This window comes from Streptomyces albidoflavus (assembly GCF_000719955.1).
Lineage (GTDB): Bacteria > Actinomycetota > Actinomycetes > Streptomycetales > Streptomycetaceae > Streptomyces > Streptomyces albidoflavus.
In genome coordinates this window covers 62788-80396 of the sequence record NZ_JOII01000010.1, presented here as the reverse complement: position 1 = coordinate 80396, position 17609 = coordinate 62788, and the positions used below count along the sequence as shown (strand labels likewise).

General features: G+C 75.0%; 13 protein-coding genes and 1 pseudogene. 10 read left to right on the top strand and 4 right to left on the bottom strand.

What is annotated here, in order from left to right; genetic code table 11:
- Positions 1-95: 95 nt before the first annotated feature.
- Complete coding sequence (locus tag IF45_RS0113690) at positions 96-2756, bottom strand: ATP-binding protein (protein WP_030307625.1); 2661 nt, start codon at positions 2754-2756, stop codon at positions 96-98.
- A gap of 265 nt (positions 2757-3021) precedes the next feature.
- Here IF45_RS0113690 and IF45_RS0113685 point away from each other — a divergent pair, with 265 nt between their 5' ends.
- Positions 3022-3924 (top strand): DUF2510 domain-containing protein, encoded by a 903-nt coding sequence (locus tag IF45_RS0113685; RefSeq protein ID WP_030307623.1) that lies wholly within the window; start codon positions 3022-3024, stop codon positions 3922-3924.
- Between the two features lie 156 nt (positions 3925-4080).
- Here IF45_RS0113685 and IF45_RS0113680 read toward each other — a convergent pair whose 3' ends face one another.
- Complete coding sequence (locus IF45_RS0113680; protein WP_008416666.1) at positions 4081-4734, bottom strand: TetR/AcrR family transcriptional regulator; 654 nt, start codon at positions 4732-4734, stop codon at positions 4081-4083.
- Positions 4735-4930: 196 nt separating this feature from the next.
- On the opposite strand from IF45_RS0113680, the gene IF45_RS0113675 reads away from it, so the two are divergent.
- A complete protein-coding gene (locus tag IF45_RS0113675; RefSeq protein ID WP_030307621.1) occupies positions 4931-5716 on the top strand; it encodes a phosphatase PAP2 family protein in 786 nt (261 codons plus the stop codon).
- Positions 5713-6630, top strand: coding sequence for a DMT family transporter (locus tag IF45_RS0113670; RefSeq protein WP_030307619.1), 918 nt, complete (start codon positions 5713-5715; stop codon positions 6628-6630). The genes IF45_RS0113675 and IF45_RS0113670 overlap by 4 nt, the downstream gene beginning before the upstream one ends.
- A gap of 13 nt (positions 6631-6643) precedes the next feature.
- Here the strand turns inward: IF45_RS0113670 and IF45_RS0113665 are convergent, their stop codons facing one another.
- Positions 6644-7180 carry a hypothetical protein gene (locus tag IF45_RS0113665; protein ID WP_030307617.1) on the bottom strand — a complete coding sequence of 179 codons (537 nt, stop codon included), beginning with the start codon at positions 7178-7180 and terminating at the stop codon, positions 6644-6646.
- Positions 7181-7224: 44 nt separating this feature from the next.
- The gene (locus IF45_RS0113660) at positions 7225-8298 is read right to left on the bottom strand and encodes a DNA polymerase III subunit beta family protein (protein WP_037638009.1); all 1074 of its coding nucleotides are present in this window, start codon (positions 8296-8298) and stop codon (positions 7225-7227) included.
- A 188-nt stretch (positions 8299-8486) separates the two neighbouring features.
- On the opposite strand from IF45_RS0113660, the gene IF45_RS0113655 reads away from it, so the two are divergent.
- The 7 genes and pseudogenes from IF45_RS0113655 to IF45_RS0113625 all read left to right on the top strand — a co-directional run bounded on the left by IF45_RS0113655 (position 8487) and on the right by IF45_RS0113625 (position 17609).
- Positions 8487-9785, top strand: coding sequence for a VWA domain-containing protein (locus IF45_RS0113655; RefSeq protein WP_030307613.1), 1299 nt, complete (start codon positions 8487-8489; stop codon positions 9783-9785).
- Positions 9785-10684, top strand: coding sequence for a hypothetical protein (locus IF45_RS0113650; protein ID WP_015506775.1), 900 nt, complete (start codon positions 9785-9787; stop codon positions 10682-10684). Before IF45_RS0113655 ends, IF45_RS0113650 begins: the two co-directional genes overlap by 1 nt.
- Before the next feature lie 190 nt (positions 10685-10874).
- Positions 10875-12692 (top strand): AMP-dependent synthetase/ligase, encoded by a 1818-nt coding sequence (locus IF45_RS0113645; RefSeq protein WP_030307611.1) that lies wholly within the window; start codon positions 10875-10877, stop codon positions 12690-12692.
- A gap of 223 nt (positions 12693-12915) precedes the next feature.
- A pseudogene (locus IF45_RS31380) lies at positions 12916-13411 on the top strand (GNAT family N-acetyltransferase).
- Between the two features lie 684 nt (positions 13412-14095).
- Positions 14096-14311, top strand: coding sequence for a hypothetical protein (locus IF45_RS0113635; protein WP_008412458.1), 216 nt, complete (start codon positions 14096-14098; stop codon positions 14309-14311).
- Between the two features lie 197 nt (positions 14312-14508).
- The gene (locus tag IF45_RS0113630; RefSeq protein ID WP_015506777.1) at positions 14509-15315 is read left to right on the top strand and encodes a biotin/lipoyl-containing protein; all 807 of its coding nucleotides are present in this window, start codon (positions 14509-14511) and stop codon (positions 15313-15315) included.
- Positions 15312-17609, top strand: a complete 2298-nt coding sequence (locus tag IF45_RS0113625; RefSeq protein WP_030307609.1) for an NHLP family bacteriocin export ABC transporter peptidase/permease/ATPase subunit — start codon at positions 15312-15314, stop codon at positions 17607-17609. The genes IF45_RS0113630 and IF45_RS0113625 overlap by 4 nt, the downstream gene beginning before the upstream one ends.

Sequence of the window (17609 nt, the reverse complement as noted above, 5' to 3'; positions counted from 1 at the left end):
GGGGGTGCGTGGGGGCGTGGGGGGCGCACTCGTGAAGGGGGTCGACCTGTCGGCGCCGCGCGGGAGGAGGCAGGCTCGTCACGACGGGCCGGGAGTCACCCCCACCCCCGCCCCTCCCGCAGCACATCCCGCGCCCTGGCCGCCAACGTGTCCGCCCCGCAGGCCCTCGCCAGCGTCAGACCCCGAGTCAGCTCCCCCGCGTCCCGGGCCGCGATCCCGTACGCCACCCGCGCCTCCGCATGCTCGTACGCACACGGCGACGACTCCAGGTAGGCGACCGCCCGGGCCAGCAGGCTCGTGGCCCGCTGCCCCGTCTCCAGGGCGGCGGCACACCGCAGGGCCTCTCCTATGGCGGTGTCGGTGCCGAAGCGTTCGGCCTGGCGGCGGGCGTCGGCGGCGAGTTCTGCGGCGCGGCGGGGGTCGCGTGGGGCGACGGCGCGGGCGAGGAGGTGCTGCCAGGGAGCGAGGACCGTGTTGTAGCGGTCGGTCTCGGCGGCGGCGTGGGAGGCGGATTCGAGCTCGTCGATGGCTTCCTTGGTACGGCCCTGGGCGAGGAGGAGGCGGCCGCGGACGGACTGGGCGTCGGGGAGGATCAGGATCGACGGGTAGGGCGGGCCGAAGTGGTAGCGGTCGGCGATCTCCTGGGCCCTGCCGAGGTGGCCGCGGCAGAGCAGCGTGTCGATGAGCATGCAGGCGGCGTCCCAGTGCATGGGCAGTTCCTCGCCGACGCGGTCGGCGAGCCGGAGGCTCTCGCGCAGATAGCCCTCGGCCTCGACCAGCCGTCCGCGCCTGCGGTGGACGTAGCCGACGAAGGCGTGGGCGATGGCGAGGTGGCCGCCGCTCCAGCCGGAGATCTCGTAGATGCGCAGGGCCTCGGCGAAGAGTGCCTCGGCGCGGTCGAGGCGGTCGGCGAAGAGGTAGCTGCCGCCGAGCATGATGAGGAGTTCGAAGCTCCACTCGGTGTCGGTCCAGCCGAGTCCGGGTGCGAGCCGGCCGTTGACGAGGGCGCGGTCGCAGAGTTCCACGACGAGTTCGGCGTTCTCGCCGCGCGTCATGGCGTCGAAGGCGCGCAGGATGAGCAGGGCCCGCTCGGAGTTGTCGCGGCCGGTGAGGGGCTGGGCGATCTCACGGAGCACGCGGGAGCGTTCGAGGGCGTCGGCCTCGCCGGTGTGGATGCCCTCCCACATGTAGTGGACGGCCTGGAGCCGCATCCGGTCGGGTCCCGGTTCCAGGCGGGCGGCCTCGCGGCCGATGGTCTGTACGGCCTCGCTGACGTGGCCGAGGTGGACGAGGGCCTGGGAGAGGCGGCAGACGGAGTCGGTACGGGTGCCGGGTTCGAGGCCGTCCATGGCGAGGGCGGCGCGCAGGTGGGCGACGGTGCCGTTGGGTGAGGTGAGCAGGGCGGCGCAGCCCAGTTCGTAGAGGACGGTGGCGTGCGTCTCGGGGAGCGGGGGTTCGGCGAGTGCCCGTTCCAGGCAGCGGTAGGCGGCCTCGGGGGCGCCGACGGCGAGGTGTTCGCGGGCGGCGCGGCGCAACTGGTCGACGATCTCGGGGTCGTCGTCGGGGTGGACCTCCAGCAGGTGGCGGGAGGCTTCGGCGGCGCTGCGGCCGGAGCGGGTGACGGCCCAGGCGGCCTGTCCGTGCAGGGCGGTGCGGGCGGCCGCGGGGACGGACTGGTAGACGGCGGTGGCGATGAGCGGGTGGACGAACTCCAGGGCGTCGTCGCCACCGGTGAGGATGCGGGCCTCGCGCAGCAGGCGGGCGCCGTGGGCGGCGTCCTCCGTGCCGAGGCCGGTGAGTTCGGCGGCGAGCCGCAGGGTGATGTTGGTGCCGAGGACGGCGGCGGACCAGGCGAGCTTGGTGGCGTCGGTGCCGAGCCCTTCGAGGGTGGCGACCAGGCCGCGGCCGCGCGCCTTGGCGTTGAGTTCGCGCAGGGCGCCGGCGGTCGACTCGACCGGTTCCATCCCGGCGGCGCGGACCTTGGCGAGGAGTTCGACGGTCTCGTACGGGTTGCCGCCGGTGACGGCCCAGACCTCCCGGCAGAACGGGTCGTCGGCGCCCTCGCCGAGGGTGGCGCGGGTCAGGCCGGCGGTGGCGTCGGGGGTGAAGGCGGTGAGGGTGGCGAGGCTGGTGCCGGGGCGCGCGGCCCGGCCGACGGTCTCCAGGTGGCGGGCGCTGTCGCCGGTGGCCTCGCCGTCCCGGTGGGCGACGACGAGCAGGACCGGCAGGTCGTCGAGGCGCTCGGCGAAGGCGGCGAGCCAGCGCAGCGACTCCTGGTCGGCCCAGTGGGCGTCGTCGATGACGAGGATGAGCGGCCAGTGGAGCATGACCAGGCGGCTGACGGCGGCGACCAGTCCGTCGACGACGCCCTGCGGGTCGACCTGACGGCCGCCGGGCTGGGCGATGCCGAGGGCGGGACCGGCGATCTCGTACCAGTCGCCGAGGTACTCGCGGGCCTCGACGGGGCCGAGGGAGACCAGGGCGGGCTGGAGGAGCTGACGGACGACGTGGAAGGGGACGGAGGTGACGGTCTCGCCGCCGCGTGCCGTCCACACGGTGCAGCGGCCGGCGGCGACCCGCTCGACCTCGCCGAGTACCGCCGTCTTGCCGATGCCCGCCTCGCCGGTGAAGACCAGCAGGCCGCCGGTGTCGTGTCCCTCGCAGAGTCCGTCGACCGCGGCGGAGACGGCGGCCAGTTCCGCGTCCCGTTCCCAGAGTGCTCCGGACGGTACGGCCTGGGCGTTCTCCCGTGCCATGCCGCTCCTCCCCCGTCAGTTCGCGGTCCGGCGCCCGGACCTGGCTGCGCTGCGGCTCCGAGCGTAGCCAACGCGGCTCCCGCGCGGTGCACACTCCGTGCGTTCCCTGGTGCGAGGGGTGAGAATCCAGGGGTGACAACGGGGAGATACGTCCGATTACGGACGCCGGGGCGGCGGTGGCGACGCGAAGGCGGCGCCGGGGCGCGCGAGTTCGGGTCCGCCCCCTCTCATGACTCCCTCACTCCCGGCTCCTACTGTGGCGCCCATGACACAGGTGACTCCCCCCGGCTGGTACCCCGATCCCGGCCACGAAGGTGACGGCCCCCGCCAGGAACGGTGGTGGGACGGCGGACGGTGGACGGACAGCCTCCGCCCGGCGGGCGGGCCCGGGGCGCCCGCGCCCCAGGCCGCGCCCGGCTGGGGCGGCCCGGCCCCCTGGGCCCACGGGCAGCCGTACGCCCCGCCGCCGAAGTCGCGGCGGACGGCGAGGACGGTGGTCGCGGCGGTGGTGGGCCTGGTTGTGCTCGCCGGCATCGGCGGCGGGGTGTACGCGCTGACCCAGGACCGCGCGGACGACCGGGCCGGGAGCGCCCAGGAGGACACCGGGGAGCGCGGGGCGCCCGGCGAGGGTGCGGCGGACGCGGCGACCGACGGGGCGAGCGGGATCAGCCTGCCGGTGCTGGAGGGGTGGACCGGCGCGTCCGGGGAGGCGGGGGCGCAGGTGACGACCCGTCCGTACCCGTGCCCGGGCTCGCCGGAGCTGACCTGTGTGCGCAGCGGGGCCTTCTCGATGCCCGCCCAGGCGGTGGGGCTGAAGGAGAAGACGGCGCGCGCCACGGCGGAGGCCGACATCGAGGCCAACACCGAGGAGGCGTACGGCGGGGGGACGTACGGGAAGATCACCTCGCAGGAGGAGGTGGCGGCGAAGGCGGTGACGGTGGCCGGGCAGCGCGGGTACCTGGTGCGCTGGAAGGTGGAGACGGCCTCGGGCGTGGAGGGGTACGTGCAGTCGCTGGCGTTCCCCTCGCCGGCCTCGCCGGAACTGATGGTGCTGGTCCGCTTCGGCCTGGACGACCACCCCAAGGCCCCGAAGCCGACCGCGCTGGACCAGATACCCCGGGCGATACAGAAGGCGGAACTGGGGACGGGGCCCGGCCGCGAGGTCTGAGGAGGCGGTGCCGTCCGGAGGCCGGTGTGCGGGATGCCGGGCGGGGCTCCCTCCGCTCAGAGGAGTCCCCACCCGGTCCCGCGGCGCGCCGCACCCGTCCCCACGGAGCGGCGCCTCGGGCCGCCGTCCCTCATCCGCGAGGACGGCGGCCCCGTCTCATCTCCCGTCCGCCGCAGCGGCTTCGGCCGGGGCTCCGAGGCCCAGCGCGGGCAGGATACAGATGTCGACAAAGCGCTGAAGGTACGCGGTGTCCTCGGCCGGATGGGGCCTGCGGCCCTCCAGGACGGGCCGGACCCGCAGGACCCCGAAGATCTGCGCGGCGACGAACTCCCGGGCGGGGTGCCCGACGGGGATCTCCCCGCGCTCCTCGGCCCGGTCGAGCATGGAGTCGACCATGCTGATCTCGGGGTGGATCAGCGCTTCGCGCAGCGCCTGCTGGAGGTCCTCGTCCTGGAGGACGGCGTGGGCGAGCGCCTGCACCAGGAGGCTGTCCCGGTCGCCGCGCTCGGCCCCGGCACGCGCGGCCTCGCGGAGGTCCCCGGCCAGTGAGCCGGTGTCGATCCCGGAGAAGCGGACGCAGCGCTGGGCGCGCAGGGCGGCGGCGACGAGCTGGGGCTTGCTGCCCCACTGGCGGTAGAGGGTCGACTTGCCGCACCGGGTGCGGGCCGCCACACCCTCCATCGTCAGCGCCTCGTAGCCGCCTTCGCGGAGCAGGTCGAGGACGGCCTCGTACAGCTCGTGCTCGCGCTCGGGGGTGATCTTGGAGCGGGGGGAGGAGAGCCCGCTGCGCTCTTCACTCTGCGACGTCATGCGCCAACCCTCTCGCTTCGCGGTGGCGGGCGGCCGCCGGACGGCCCGGGAAGATCCTTTTCCGGCCACACAGCCCATCGATACGCCAGTGTACCGATACGGAGCCGTATCGGTACACTGGCGTATCGATCCGGCCGCCGTTCGACCGCATCCGCCGACCGCACCACATCCACACCGTCAGCAAAGGGGCCGGGGCATGAGAGCCCGTTCCGCGCCTGCCGCGGAGGACCGGCCGGACCTCGCGTCCCGGCCGCCGCTCGTCCGCGAACTCCTCCTCGTCGCGGGACTCTTCCTCGTCTACAAGTGCGGCCGCCTGCTCGCCGCCGGCGAGACCGCCACCGCCTTCCACCACGCCGACGGCGTCTGGCACGCGGAACGCGCGCTGGGCCTGCCCGACGAGGCCACCGTGCAGAGCCTGCTGCTGCACAGCGACACCCTGGTACGGATCGCCAACACGTACTACGCCACGGTCCACTTCCCGGCCACCGCGCTCTTCCTGGTCTGGCTCTACCGGCGCAGGCCGCGCCACTACCTGTGGTCCCGGCGCGTCCTCGCGGTCCTGACGGGCGCGGCCCTCGTCCTGCACCTGCTGGTCCCGCTCGCACCGCCCCGGATGCTGGAGGCGGTCGGCCTCGTCGACACCGGGCAGGTCTACGGCCCGACGGTGTACGGCGCGGCGCCGGAGGCCGATCCGCTGGCCAACCAGTTCGCGGCGATGCCCTCGCTGCACTTCGGCTGGGCCCTGATGGTCGCCGTCGGCCTGATCGTGGCGACCCGCTCCCGGTGGCGGTACCTCTGGCTGCTCCATCCCGCGCTGACCCTGCTCGTGGTGGTCGGCACCGCCAACCACTACTGGCTCGACGCGCTGGCCGCCACCGGCCTGCTCGCCGCCGCCCTCGCCTGCGTCCGGCTCGCGGAGACGGCGCCCTCCCGGGGCCACCACCCGCTCGCCCACGCACCGCTGCCGGGCGGCCGGCGGTGAGCGCCGACCTGGCCGTCGCGATCGCCGTCTCCCTGGTCTCCGCCCTCGCCTACGCCGCGGCCGCCGTGGCCCAGGAACGCCTCGCCGCCCGTACCGCGGCGGACGGCTCCGGGGGCCTGGTCCGGCTGCTAACCGCCGGTGCCTGGTGGGGCGCGGTCGGCCTCAACGCCACCGGGGCCCTGCTGCACGTGGTCGCGCTGCGGTTCGGCCCGCTCACCCTGGTCCAGCCGCTGGGCGCGCTCACCCTGGTCGCGGCCGTCCCGCTCGGCGCGCGGTACGCGGGCCGCCGGGTGGCCCGGCTCGAATGGCGCGGGGCACTGCTCACCCTCGGCGGACTGGGCCTGCTGATGTACGCGGCCTCCGGGCCCGCCCCCGAGGACAGCCTCACCCTGACCGAGGCGCTGGCGGTCGGCGCCACGACCCTGCTGCTGATCGGCGCGCTCGGTCGCCGGGGCCGGACCCCGGGGCTGCGCCACGCCACCGCCTCGGGGATCGCCTCCGGCATCGCCTCGGCACTGACCCAGACTGTGACCGTCGCGCTGGCCGCCCCGGGCAAGGCGGCGCCGCCGGTCCTCCAGACGGTCCTGGTCGCCCTGCTTGTCGCCGCCTTCGCCACGGCCGGGCTGCTGCTGGCCCAGACCGCCTACCGCTCCGGCCTCGGGGCGCCCCTGGCCGTCGTCACCCTGACCAACCCGCTGGCCGCCTCGGTCGTGGGCCTCGTCCTCCTCGGCGAACGGCTCCACGGCGGGGCGGCCGGGATACTGCCCGCCCTGGCGGGGGCGCTGGCCGCCGGGGCGGGCGTGGTGGCGCTGAGCCGGGCGGCGGCGCGGGACGCCCGGGAGCCGCGCGAGCCGGAGACCGGGGCGGGTCCGGCCGGGTCGCCGGCGCCGGGCGCCGCCGCTCAGCCGGCCTGACGGCCGTGGCCCGTCAGGTGGTCGGGCCGGGCGCGGAGGGCCGCCTGGTGGTGTCCCGCCGGGCGACGGCCTCCGCCACCTCGTCGAGGGCGGTACGCAGGGTGTCGCCGTAGGCGTCGGCCGGGAGGGCGGGGGCGTACGTCCGGGCCAGGTCGAGGTGCTCGGCGGCCGCGTCGAACGACCCGAGACGGCGGTAGTTGTCGGCCAGGTTGAGATGGAGGGACGGGTAGAACCCGGCGATGTGGAGGCCGGCGTGGTGCTCCTGGACGCGCTGCTCGGTCACGGCGTCGGCGGCGTCCAGGGCGCGTACGTCCCAGGCGAGGGCCTGAGCGGGATCGTCGTGGAGATCGGCCAGGTAGTGGGCAAGGGAACAGCGGTGCAGCGGGTCACCGGTGACGCCGGTCTCGGACCAGAGCTCCAGGAGCTGACGGCGGGCGGAACGGGTCTCGCCCGCTCTGCCCGCGACGACGGCTCGGCCTATGGCGTCCATGGTCGGGTCGGTACCGGCGGTGGCGGTGTCGGTTGTGGTCGAGGTCGTGGTCGCGCTCATGAGGTTCCTCTTCGTCGTTGTCGTGGGAGGTGGCGGCGTCGTCGTCAGACCGGATGGTCGAGGGCGACCGGCATGGCCAGGGTGGTGAGGTCGCCGCGGTCGGCGGAGCGGAGGGTGACGGGCTGGTCGCGGCCTCTCAGGTCGAGCATCACGTCGGGGCCGATCGCCGTGCTCAGGGCGGGGTAGAGCGTGGTCGTCGCGAACCGGATCTCCAGGGGCTCGCCCCGCACGATGGCGGCGACCGTGGTGCCCGGGTGCCGGGCGTCCGGGGGCCCGACGGTCACCGCGTGGCCGGAGACGCGCAGGGTGACGTGGTCGGCCGGGTGTTCCTCCAGGGCGCGCAGCAGCGGCTCCTTCGGGACCGTCGCGCGGGTGGTGACCTCGCCGAGCGAGGCGAGCAGTTGCCGGTGGTCGGGGAACCGCTCGGGCAGCGTCCGGCAGTGGCGGTCCTCCCGCCCGGGCAGGCGCAGCCAGATCCCGTGCGGCACCGCTTCGACGCGGACCAGCGGGGTGCGCCGGACCTCGGGGGCGGCGGCCCGCAGGTCGTCGCCGTCGACCGTGCCGCTCCAGCTCTGCTCCGCCGGGCGCGCGGGCGCCAGGGTCCGGGTGGAGAGCCGGTAGCGGTCGGTCGCCGTGAGGGCGAGCGCCTCGCCGCCCGCCTCGACGTGCAGGCCGCCGAGCACCGCCATGCCCGGCTCGTGCGCGGTCGCCGTCAGTACCTGCTCGACCGCGTCCGCCAGTACGGGGCCCTTCACCGTGGCGATCAGCAGGCCCGCCCGGTCGCCGCCGAGCGCGGACCTGACGGCCGCGGCCTTCTGCCGTGCCGTCGCCGCGTCCTCCTCGATCCTGGCGAGATGCGCGTCGAGCAGCCGTGCGGCCTCCTCGGGCCCGGCGTCGAGGACCGCCTCGACCCCGGCGAGCGGCATGGCGATCTCCCGGAGGCGGCGCAGGGCCCGCGCCCGCTCCACTTGGGCGGTGGCGTAGTAGCGGTAGCCGGTGACGGGGTCCACCTCGGCCGGGGGCAGCAGCCCGGAGTCGGCGTAGAACCGCAGGGCGCTGGAGGTCAGGCCGGTGCGGCGGGCGAAGGCCCCGATCGGCATCAGGTCGGATCTGGTCACGCCGCCATCATTGGGCTTCGACCAACGTGAAGGTCAACATCGACGCGGGGCGTCGGCAGCGCCGGGTGGGCCCCGCGCGGAGGTGCGGCACACGCCCCGAAAGCTCCGGGAACCGTGCGCCGGGGCCCCAACCCCGACCTCCCGGACACGTTTTGGGGGTCCGTCACCTTCTTCAATAAGATCCGCCGATGATCACAACAAGACGGGCAGCGGTTGTGGTGGCCGCGCTGCTGACGGTGGTGGCGGGGGCTCTCCCCGCCGCGTCGACAGCGGCCGCGGCCACCACCGCCGACGGGCCCAGCGCACGCCCCGTGCCCAAGGTCGAGCTGGTGCTCGACGTGAGCGGTTCCATGAAGACCCGCGACATCGACGGACAGTCCCGCATGTCGGCGGCGAAGCAGGCGTTCAACGACGTCATCGACGCGGTGCCCGAGGAGGTCGAGCTCGGCATCCGCACCCTGGGCGCGGACTACCCGGGTGAGGACAAGGCACGCGGCTGCAAGGACACCCGGCAGCTCTACCCGGTCGGGCCGATCGACCGTACCGAGGCCAAGACGGCGGTGGCGACGCTCAGCCCGACCGGCTGGACCCCGATAGGCCCGGCGCTGCTCGGCGCCGCCGACGACCTGGACGGCGACGAGGGCGGCAGCCGCCGCATCGTGCTGATCAGTGACGGGGAGGACACCTGCGGGCCCCTCGACCCGTGCGAGGTGGCGCGGGAGATCGCGGCCAAGGGCGTCGACCTGGTCATCGACACGCTCGGCCTGGTGCCCAACGCCAAGATCCGCCAGCAGCTCTCCTGCATCGCGGGAGCGACCGGCGGCACCTACACCGCCGTGCAGCACAAGGAGGACCTCTCCGACAAGGTGAAGCAGCTGGTGGACCGCGCGGCCGACCCGGTGGTCACGCCGGTGCCGGTCGAGGGCGCCGCGGCCTGCGCCGACGCGCCGAAGATCGAGCCGGGCCTGTACACCGACCGCCAGCCGCTCGGCACCCACCGCTGGTACCGGGTGGACGTGCTGCCCGGCCAGGAGCTGCGCGCCTCGGTGAGTGTGGCGGCCGACCGCCCGCTCGCCGACGACTACGGCGTGCTGCTGCGCGCGGTGACCGCGCACGGCCGCGAGCTGGTGCGCGGCTCGGAGGCGGGCAGCGGCCGGACCGACGTGATCTCGTCCGGTCTGCGCCACCCGGAGCGGGAGCGGGAGGACGCCGACACCGACAAGCCGGCCGCGACCCCGGTCTGCCTGGAGGTCAGCAACTCCTTCGCCCCGGCCTCCGCCAAGGCCGCCGACGCCTCGGCGCCGGGTATGCCGCTGGAGCTGACGGTCGACGTGGTCGACGGGCCGTCCGACGCCTCGGACACGGCCGCCTTCGGGCTGGGCCGTGGCTGGTGGCTGCTGGGCGTGCTGGTGCTCGCCGGTTTCCTCGGCGGCCTGATCTTCGGCTGGCTGTCGCGCTGGCGCTTCGCCGTCTGGAGGACCCACTGATGCGTACCGTTCTTCGCAGGTCCCGGTCCGTGCCGTCCCGGCGCCCGCGCGGGCGCGTCGCCGTGGGGGCCGCCCTCGCCGCGGCGGCGCTGTTCACGGCCGCGCCGCCGGCCCTCGCCGACACCTCGCCCTCGCCCTCCGTCTCGCAGGACGAGGAGGCCGAGGCCGGTCCGACCGAGGCGGGCACCGCGTTCCGCACGGCGGCGCGGCTCGCGCAGGGGCAGCGCGGCACCGCCTCCGCGTCGACCGGTGACTACCTCTACTGGGTCTTCCCGGCCGACACCGGGCAGCGCCCGACCGTGCGGGCGACCGTGTCGCTCCCCGCCGAACAGGCCCGGCAGTCCGCCTCCACCTGGCGGATCGACGTCTACGACGGGCTCCGCCGCCGCCAGCCGTGCACCTACGGCCTCCAGGAGCGGCGGGCCGCCGAGGACGCCGCCGAGGTGCGGCTGACCTGCACGCTCCGTACCGTGCGGGCCTACTCCGAGCCGTGGGCCAACGACCCGCTGCCCGGGGCGTACTACGTCCGGCTGACGGTCTCCCGGCTCGCCGCCGACGACCTGGGCCGGCCGTTCCAGGCCGAGGTGGCGGTCGACTCCCGGGAGACCGGCGGCTCCACGGCGGTCGGCGGGAGGCTCTCCGAGCCGCTGACGCCCGGCGTCTCGGCGGTCTCCGCCGAGGAGCAGGCCGAGGAGGAGACGTCCGAGGAGGACGGTGCCGAGCAGGCGCCGCGTCCGGCGGCGCTCGCCGAGCCCGAGGACGGCTGGTCCTCCGGCTGGTGGACCGACCGGTGGCTGTGGACGGCCGGGGGTGCCGTACTGGCCGCCCTGGCGGGCGTCTTCGGCTACACCCTGACCCGGGGCAACGGGCGTCCCGGCCGGGTGCCGCCCGGCGTCTGACGGGCCGGCGGCTCCGCGCGTCCCCGGCCGGGCGGCGCGCGGAGCCGCCCCCGGCGCACGGTGGTGAACTCCCCCGTCACCCCTGGCCAGTGCGTGCGGGGCGCTGTAGGTTGCCGAGCCGGCCATCCGTCAGGTACGGGCCCCGCGCTGGTGCGGCACGCGGCCGGGATGACGAACGGAGGCGTACCCGGTGCGGGAAGTGAGTGTGGAGCGCCTGGTCGCCCCGCCGGTCTCCGGCGGCCTGGCCGACTCGGTCTTCCACACCGCCGCGACGTACCCGACGCGCCCCCAGCTGGCCCTGGAACCCACGGATCCCGGCGGCCCCTGGCGCACCGTCACGGCGGCCCGGCTCCGCGACGAGGTACTGGCGCTGGCCCGGGGCCTGCTGGCAGAGGGGGTGCGGCCCGGCGACCGGGTGGTGCTGATGTCCCGTACCCGGCCCGAGTGGACGCTGCTGGCGTACGCCCTGTGGACGCTGGGCGCCGAGGTGGTGCCGGTCTACCCCACCTCCTCCATCGAGCAGGTCCGCTGGGTCCTCGCCGACGCGTCCGTCCGGGCGGCGGTGGTGGAGCACAGCGGGCAGGCGATGACGATCGCGGCGGCCTGCGCCGACCCCGGCGCCCTGCTCGGGCTCTGGCAGCTGGACCTGGACTGCACGGCGGAACTCGCCGAGCGCGGCGCCGAGGTGCCGGAGGACGAGGTGCTGCGGCTGCGGGCGGCGGTCCGGCCGGAGGCGACCGCCGTCATCTGTTACACCTCGGGCACCACCGGCGCCGCCAAGGGCTGCGTGATCAGCCACGCCAACCTGGCCGCCGAGTGCGACACCCTCATCGCGGGCTGGGGCCACCTGCTGGCCCCCCGCGGCGAACAGCCCTCGGTCCTCGCCTTCCTGCCGCTGGCCCACTGCTACGGCCTGATGGTGGTGGTCACCTGCGTACGCGGCGGCTATCTCCTCGCCCACCAGCCGGAGATGGCCCCGGCGGTGCTCCTCCCGGCCCTCGCCTCGTTCCGGCCCACCTTCCTCTTCGCCGTCCCCTACATCTTCGAGCGGATCTTCGACGAGGCGTGCCGGGAGGCCGAGGCCGCCGGGCACGGGGTGATCTTCGAGAAGGCACGGGCGGCCGCCGTGGCCCACGCCGAGGCCCGCGAGAAGCACACGGCGGGCACCGGACACGGCCCGGGACCGGTCACCAGGCTGCGGCACTCCGTCTACGAGCGGGCCGTCTACGCCAAGGTCCGGGCGGTCTTCGGCGGACGGGTCCGCTCGGCCGTCTCGGGCGGCTCGCCCCTCCGCCGCGAACTGGGGCTCTTCTTCCAGGGCGCGGGGGTGACCGTCTACGACGGCTACGGGCTGACCGAGACCACGGCGGCGGTGACCGCCCAGCCCCCGGGCCGGGTCCGCTTCGGCACCGTGGGGCGCCCGCTGCCGGGCTCGACCGTCCGGATCGCCGGCGACGGCGAGGTGTGGGTACGCGGGGACACGGTCTTCCGGGGCTACCTGCACGACCCGCCGGGGCTCGCCGACGGCTGGCTGGCCACCGGGGACACCGGCCGCTTCGACCCGGACGGCTACCTGGTGATCACCGGCCGCAAGAAGGACATCATCATCACCAGCGGCGGCAAGAGCGTCTCCCCACAACTGCTGGAGGAGCAGTTGCGCCGCCATCCGCTGATCGCCCAGTGCCTGGTGGTCGGCGACAACCGGCCCTACGTGGCGGCCCTGCTCACCGTCGACCAGGAGGCCCTGGCCCACTGGCAGCGCCTGCGCGGGGCGTCCGGCCGGGCCGCCTCGGCCCCGGCGGACGACACGGAGCTGCGGGCCCAGCTCCAGCGGGCGGTCAACCAGGCCAACACCCTGGTCTCACGCGCCGAGTCGATCCGGGCCTTCGAGATCCTGCCGGTCGACTTCACCCGCCAGGAGGGCCTGATGACCCCCTCGTTCAAACTCCGCCGCAGCGCCGTCACGGACACCTACGCGGAGGTCATCGAGGCCCTGTACGCCCGCTGAACGGCCGTGCGGGCCGGGTCGCGAGAACCCCGCGCGAAGAATTGCCCGCCCCCGGCCGGCATGACTCCCCCCGCCCCGGGCACACGCCCCTCAGACCGACCTGACGGCCCTTCCCCCTGGCCTGGCAGGTTGCCTCGGCCCCACCGGACTTTCCCCCCTTCGTCCGGTGGGGCCGCCCCCTTTTCCCGTTGCCTCCCGCCCTCGCGCACCGGACCATGCCCCCATGCGTATCCGAGCCGTGCACCAGGCCGAACTGACGGCCCTCCAGGACATCGAGCGGGCCGCCGGAGTCTGGTTCCGGGAGATCGGCATGGCCGAGATCGCGGAGGACGAGCCGCCGCCGGTGGCGGAGCTGGCGCGGTACGCGCGGTCGGGGCTCGCCTGGGTGGCGGCCGACGGGGAGGACCGGCCCGTGGCGTACCTGGTCGCGGAGCGGGTCGACGGCAACCTTCACGTCGAGCAGGTGACGGTGCGTCCGGAGAGTGCGCGCCGGGGTGTCGGGCGGGCCCTGCTGGATCACGCGGCCGAGCGAGGGGGCCGCGGCGCTGACGCTCACCACCTTCACCGAGGTGCCGTGGAACGCGCCGTACTACGTGCGGTGCGGCTTCCGCCCGCTGGCGGAGCGTGAGCTGACGCCGGGGCTGCGGGAGATCCGGCGGGCCGAGGCGGCGCACGGACTGGACCGGTGGCCGCGCTGCTGCATGCGCCGGGAGGTGTGAGCGCGGGCGCCGAGGAGGGCGCGGGGCGCGAAAGGGCGGGGACGGGGAAGCGTGCATTCCCCGTCCCCGCCCTTTCGCGCCCTGTGGGCAATTCCCGCCCCTACCCCTCCGCTCTCTTTTCTCAGTGCGCAAGAATTCGCCGGGCGAAGGCAATCAGTCCGCTTCCGCTCCTTCTTCTCCTCGCGGCGGACGCTATTCCTCCACATGTTGGAAACATGGCCTTCCCAAAGCCGTCCGCACACGAATCCGCCGCACCCCGGAGCGGGTTCTCCTGCGGTGAATCTGCACAGCCGTGCCGCAGCTCCGTCACCGCCACCCATACCTTCACCGGGCGTGAACGGCCGAGGTCGACGGCGTGCACCAGGGCTTCACAGCGAGGGGCGCGGTGTACACGCGAGCGTGACCCCACCTGGTACGGCGGCGGGACGGTGTGAAGGTGGTGCCGTTCTCCTGTGCCCGATTCCGCACACGGTGGTGAGGAGAACGGCACCGCCGGCCGAATTCCGCTCTGACCGATTGGCCGCCCCGCGCACCGTCGTGCTTTGATCCATCGCACTGCGGCACCGCCCCCGGATCTGAAGGTTCACGCCTTTCGCCCGGGGGCCGCCAGAAGATTTTCCCCTTCTTCTGCACGAGTGCGTCGCGGTGACTATTTCCGTCAGTGATGCGAAGGGAACTCCCCCCATGAGCTACACCCCCCAGGTCGAGACCGCCGAGATCGCCGACAGCGAGCTGGACAACATCTCCGGCGGCCTCGTGAACGGCCTCGTCGGCTCGGTCACCTCCAGCCTCGACTCGGTCGCCCCGGTCTCCGACACCCTCGGCACCGTCACCGGCGTCGTGGAGCAGACCACCGGTCTGAACACCGCCCCGGTCACCGGCCTCGTCGCCGGTCTCTGAGACCCCACGCGTCGCCTGACGACGCGTGCGGCCCGCTGAGGCGGACCGCTCGGCCGGTGCCCCGGACCCGCTCGGGTTCCGGGGCACCGGCCGCCTCCTTTGTCCTCCCCGGACGCCCGCGCGGCGTCCCCCCGCACCACGGCGACACCCGGCCGCACGGCCGAGAGGCCGGTGCCCGGCAGTCCAGGAAGTCTTCCGTGCGCTTTCGCCAACAGGCCCTGACCAAGCTCCAGTCGCCCGAACAGCTGGACCTGCCGGTGCGGTTCGCCCGCCCGCAGGGACTCCTGGTCCTCGCCGTCACCCTCGTCGTGATGGCCGCCGGCGGCGTGTGGGCCGTCACCGGCTCGGTCGCCACCACCCTCACCGCGCCCGGCGTCCTCACCCACGCCCAGGGCAGCTACGTCGTCCAGTCCACCGTCTCCGGACAGGTCACCGCCGTCCGCACCGCCGAGGGCCGCCGCGTCGCCCGCGGCACCCCGCTGCTGACCGTCCGCACGGCGCGGGGCGACGTGACCATCCGCGCGCTGGCCGCCGGGCGGGTCACCGCGCTGGCCGCCGCCACCGGCGCCGTCGTCACCACCGGCTCCGACCTGGCCGCCGTCGAGCGCCAGGAGAACCCGGACGACCCCCTCCTCGCGGTGCTCTACGCCCCCGCCGACAGCGGCGCCTCCCTCCGGCCCGGTGCCGAGGTCGACCTCACCGTGCAGTCGGTGCCCGCCCAGAGCTACGGCGTGCTGCGCGGCACCGTGAAGTCGGTCGGCCGCACCGCCCGGACCCGGCAGCAGATCTCCGCCGACCTCGGCTCCACCCAGCTCGGCGAGGAGTTCTCCCGGAACGGGCCGCCGATCGCCGTCGAGGTCCGGCTGCACCCCACGAAGAGCACCCGCAGCGGCTACACCTGGTCGACCTCCGACGGCCCGCCGCAGCCGCTCACCACCCTCACCCTCGTCGACGGCGCCGTCCACCTGGACGAACAGCGCCCGGCCGATTGGCTCCTCCCGTGACCGCACCCGCCGACGCCCCCGCCGCCGGGACCGGCTCCACCGCCCCGCCCACCCCGGGCGGCCGCCGGGGCCGCCGCGCCGCCCCCTCCTCCGGCCGCCGCCGCGCCGCGCCCCCGCGCCGTACGCCCCGGCGGCGGCCCGTCCGCACCCCCACCGTCCTGCAGATGGAGGCGGTGGAGTGCGGCGCCGCCTGTCTCGCCATGGTCCTCGCCCACCACGGGCGGCACGTCCCGCTGGAGGAGCTGCGAATCGCCTGCGGCGTCTCCCGCGACGGCTCACGCGCCAGCAACGTCCTGAAGGCGGCCCGCAGTTACGGCCTGACCGCCAGGGGCATGCAGATGGAACCGGCCGCCCTGCGCGAGGTGCGGGCCCCCGCCGTGCTGTTCTGGGAGTTCAACCACTACGTCGTCCACGAGGGTTTCCTGCGGCGTCCCGGGCGGCGCGGCGCGGTCCGCCTCAACGACCCCGACAAGGGGCGCCGGGTGGTGAGCGCCGAGGAGTTCGACGCCTCGTTCACCGGCGTCGCCCTGGTCCTGGAGCCGGGCCCCTCGTTCCGCAAGGGCGGCCGCAAGCCCGGGCTGCTCGGCGCGCTGCCGGCCCGGCTGCGCGGCACCGGCGCCACCCTGCTGACCGCGCTCCTGGCCAGCCTGCTGCTGGTCGTGGTGGGCGCGGCGCTGCCCGCGCTGAGCCGGACGTACATCGACCTGTTCCTGATCGGGGAGCGGACCTCGGTGCTCGGGCCGCTCTTCGCGGCGATGGGCGCGCTGGTGGCGCTGACCGCCTCGCTGACCGCCCTCCAGCAGGCCAATCTGCTGCGCGGGCGGATCATCTCCTCGACGCTGAGCAGCGCCCGGTTCCTGCGCCATCTGCTGCGGCTGCCGGTGACCTTCTTCGCCCAGCGCTCCCCCGCCGACCTGGTGCAGCGGCTCCAGTCGAACGACACGGTGGCCGAGACCCTCGCCCGCGACCTGGCGGCCGCCGCCGTCGACGGGGTGGTGGTGGTGCTGTACGCGCTGCTGCTGTGGACGTACGACCCGCAACTGACCGTGGTCGGGGTGGGGATCGCGCTGCTCAACATCGTGGCGATGCGGGTGGTGATCCACCTGCGGGCCACCCGGACGCAGAAGCTGCGGGCCGACAACGCGCGGCTCACCACCACCGCGTACACCGGGCTCCAGCTCATCGAGACGATGAAGGCGACCGGCGGCGAGGACGGGTTCTTCCGCAGGTGGGCGGGGCAGCACGCGACGACGCTGGAGGAGCAGCAGCGGCTCGGGGTGCCGACGGCGGTGCTGTCGGTGGTGGCCCCGGCGCTCGCCACCTTCAACAGCGCGCTGATCCTGTGGATCGGCGGGCTGCGGGCGGTAGAGGGGCATCTGTCGGTCGGGCTGCTGGTGGCGTTCCAGGCGCTGATGGTGCGGTTCACCGCGCCGCTGACCCGGCTCAACGGCGTCGCGGGCCGCATCCAGGACTTCGCGGCCGACGTGACCCGGCTGCGGGACGTCGAGGCGTTCCCGGCGGACGGGCTGTACCGGCGGGAGGGGGCCGGCGGCGGCGAGGCGGACACCCGGCGGCTGGCGGGCCGGGTGGAGCTGGAAGGGCTGACCTTCGGTTACAGCCCGCTGGACGCGCCGCTGCTGACGGAGTTCTCGCTGACGGTCGGGCCGGGGCGGCAGGTGGCGCTGGTCGGCGGGTCGGGCAGCGGCAAGTCGACGGTCTCCCGGCTGCTCGCGGGCCTGTACCAGCCGTGGGAGGGCACCATCCGCATCGACGGGCAGCCGCTCACCGAGATCCCGCGCTCCGCGCTGGCCGCCTCGGTCTCCTTCGTCGACCAGGACGTCTTCCTCTTCGAGGGCACGGTGCGGGAGAACGTCACGCTCTGGGACCCCTCGCTGCCCGACGAGGCGGTCCGTACCGCGCTGCGCGACGCCGGGCTGGAGGAGGTGATCGCCCGCCGCCCCGACGGCATCCACGCCCGGGTCGAGCAGGACGGGCGGAACTTCTCCGGCGGCCAGCGGCAGCGGCTGGAGATCGCCCGGGCCCTGGTGCGCCGCCCCAGCGTGCTGGTGCTGGACGAGGTGACCAGCGCGCTGGACGCGGAGACCGAGCAGCGGGTGATGGCGGCGCTCAGGCGGCGCGGCTGCGCCTGCGTGATCATCGCGCACCGCCTCTCCACCGTGCGCGACAGCGACGAGATCGTGGTGCTGGACGGCGGCCGGGTCGTGGAACGCGGGCGCCACGCCGCACTGGTCGCCCGGGGCGGCGCGTACGCGGCCCTGGTCGAGGAGAAGTGA

Coding starts and splice junctions, on each gene's coding strand:
- IF45_RS0113690 (WP_030307625.1), bottom strand. CDS start 2,756: ATGGCACGGGAGAACGCCCAGGCCGTACCGTCCGGAGCACTCTGGGAA.
- IF45_RS0113685 (WP_030307623.1), top strand. CDS start 3,022: ATGACACAGGTGACTCCCCCCGGCTGGTACCCCGATCCCGGCCACGAA.
- IF45_RS0113680 (WP_008416666.1), bottom strand. CDS start 4,734: ATGACGTCGCAGAGTGAAGAGCGCAGCGGGCTCTCCTCCCCCCGCTCC.
- IF45_RS0113675 (WP_030307621.1), top strand. CDS start 4,931: ATGAGAGCCCGTTCCGCGCCTGCCGCGGAGGACCGGCCGGACCTCGCG.
- IF45_RS0113665 (WP_030307617.1), bottom strand. CDS start 7,180: ATGAGCGCGACCACGACCTCGACCACAACCGACACCGCCACCGCCGGT.
- IF45_RS0113655 (WP_030307613.1), top strand. CDS start 8,487: ATGATCACAACAAGACGGGCAGCGGTTGTGGTGGCCGCGCTGCTGACG.
- IF45_RS0113650 (WP_015506775.1), top strand. CDS start 9,785: ATGCGTACCGTTCTTCGCAGGTCCCGGTCCGTGCCGTCCCGGCGCCCG.
- IF45_RS0113635 (WP_008412458.1), top strand. CDS start 14,096: ATGAGCTACACCCCCCAGGTCGAGACCGCCGAGATCGCCGACAGCGAG.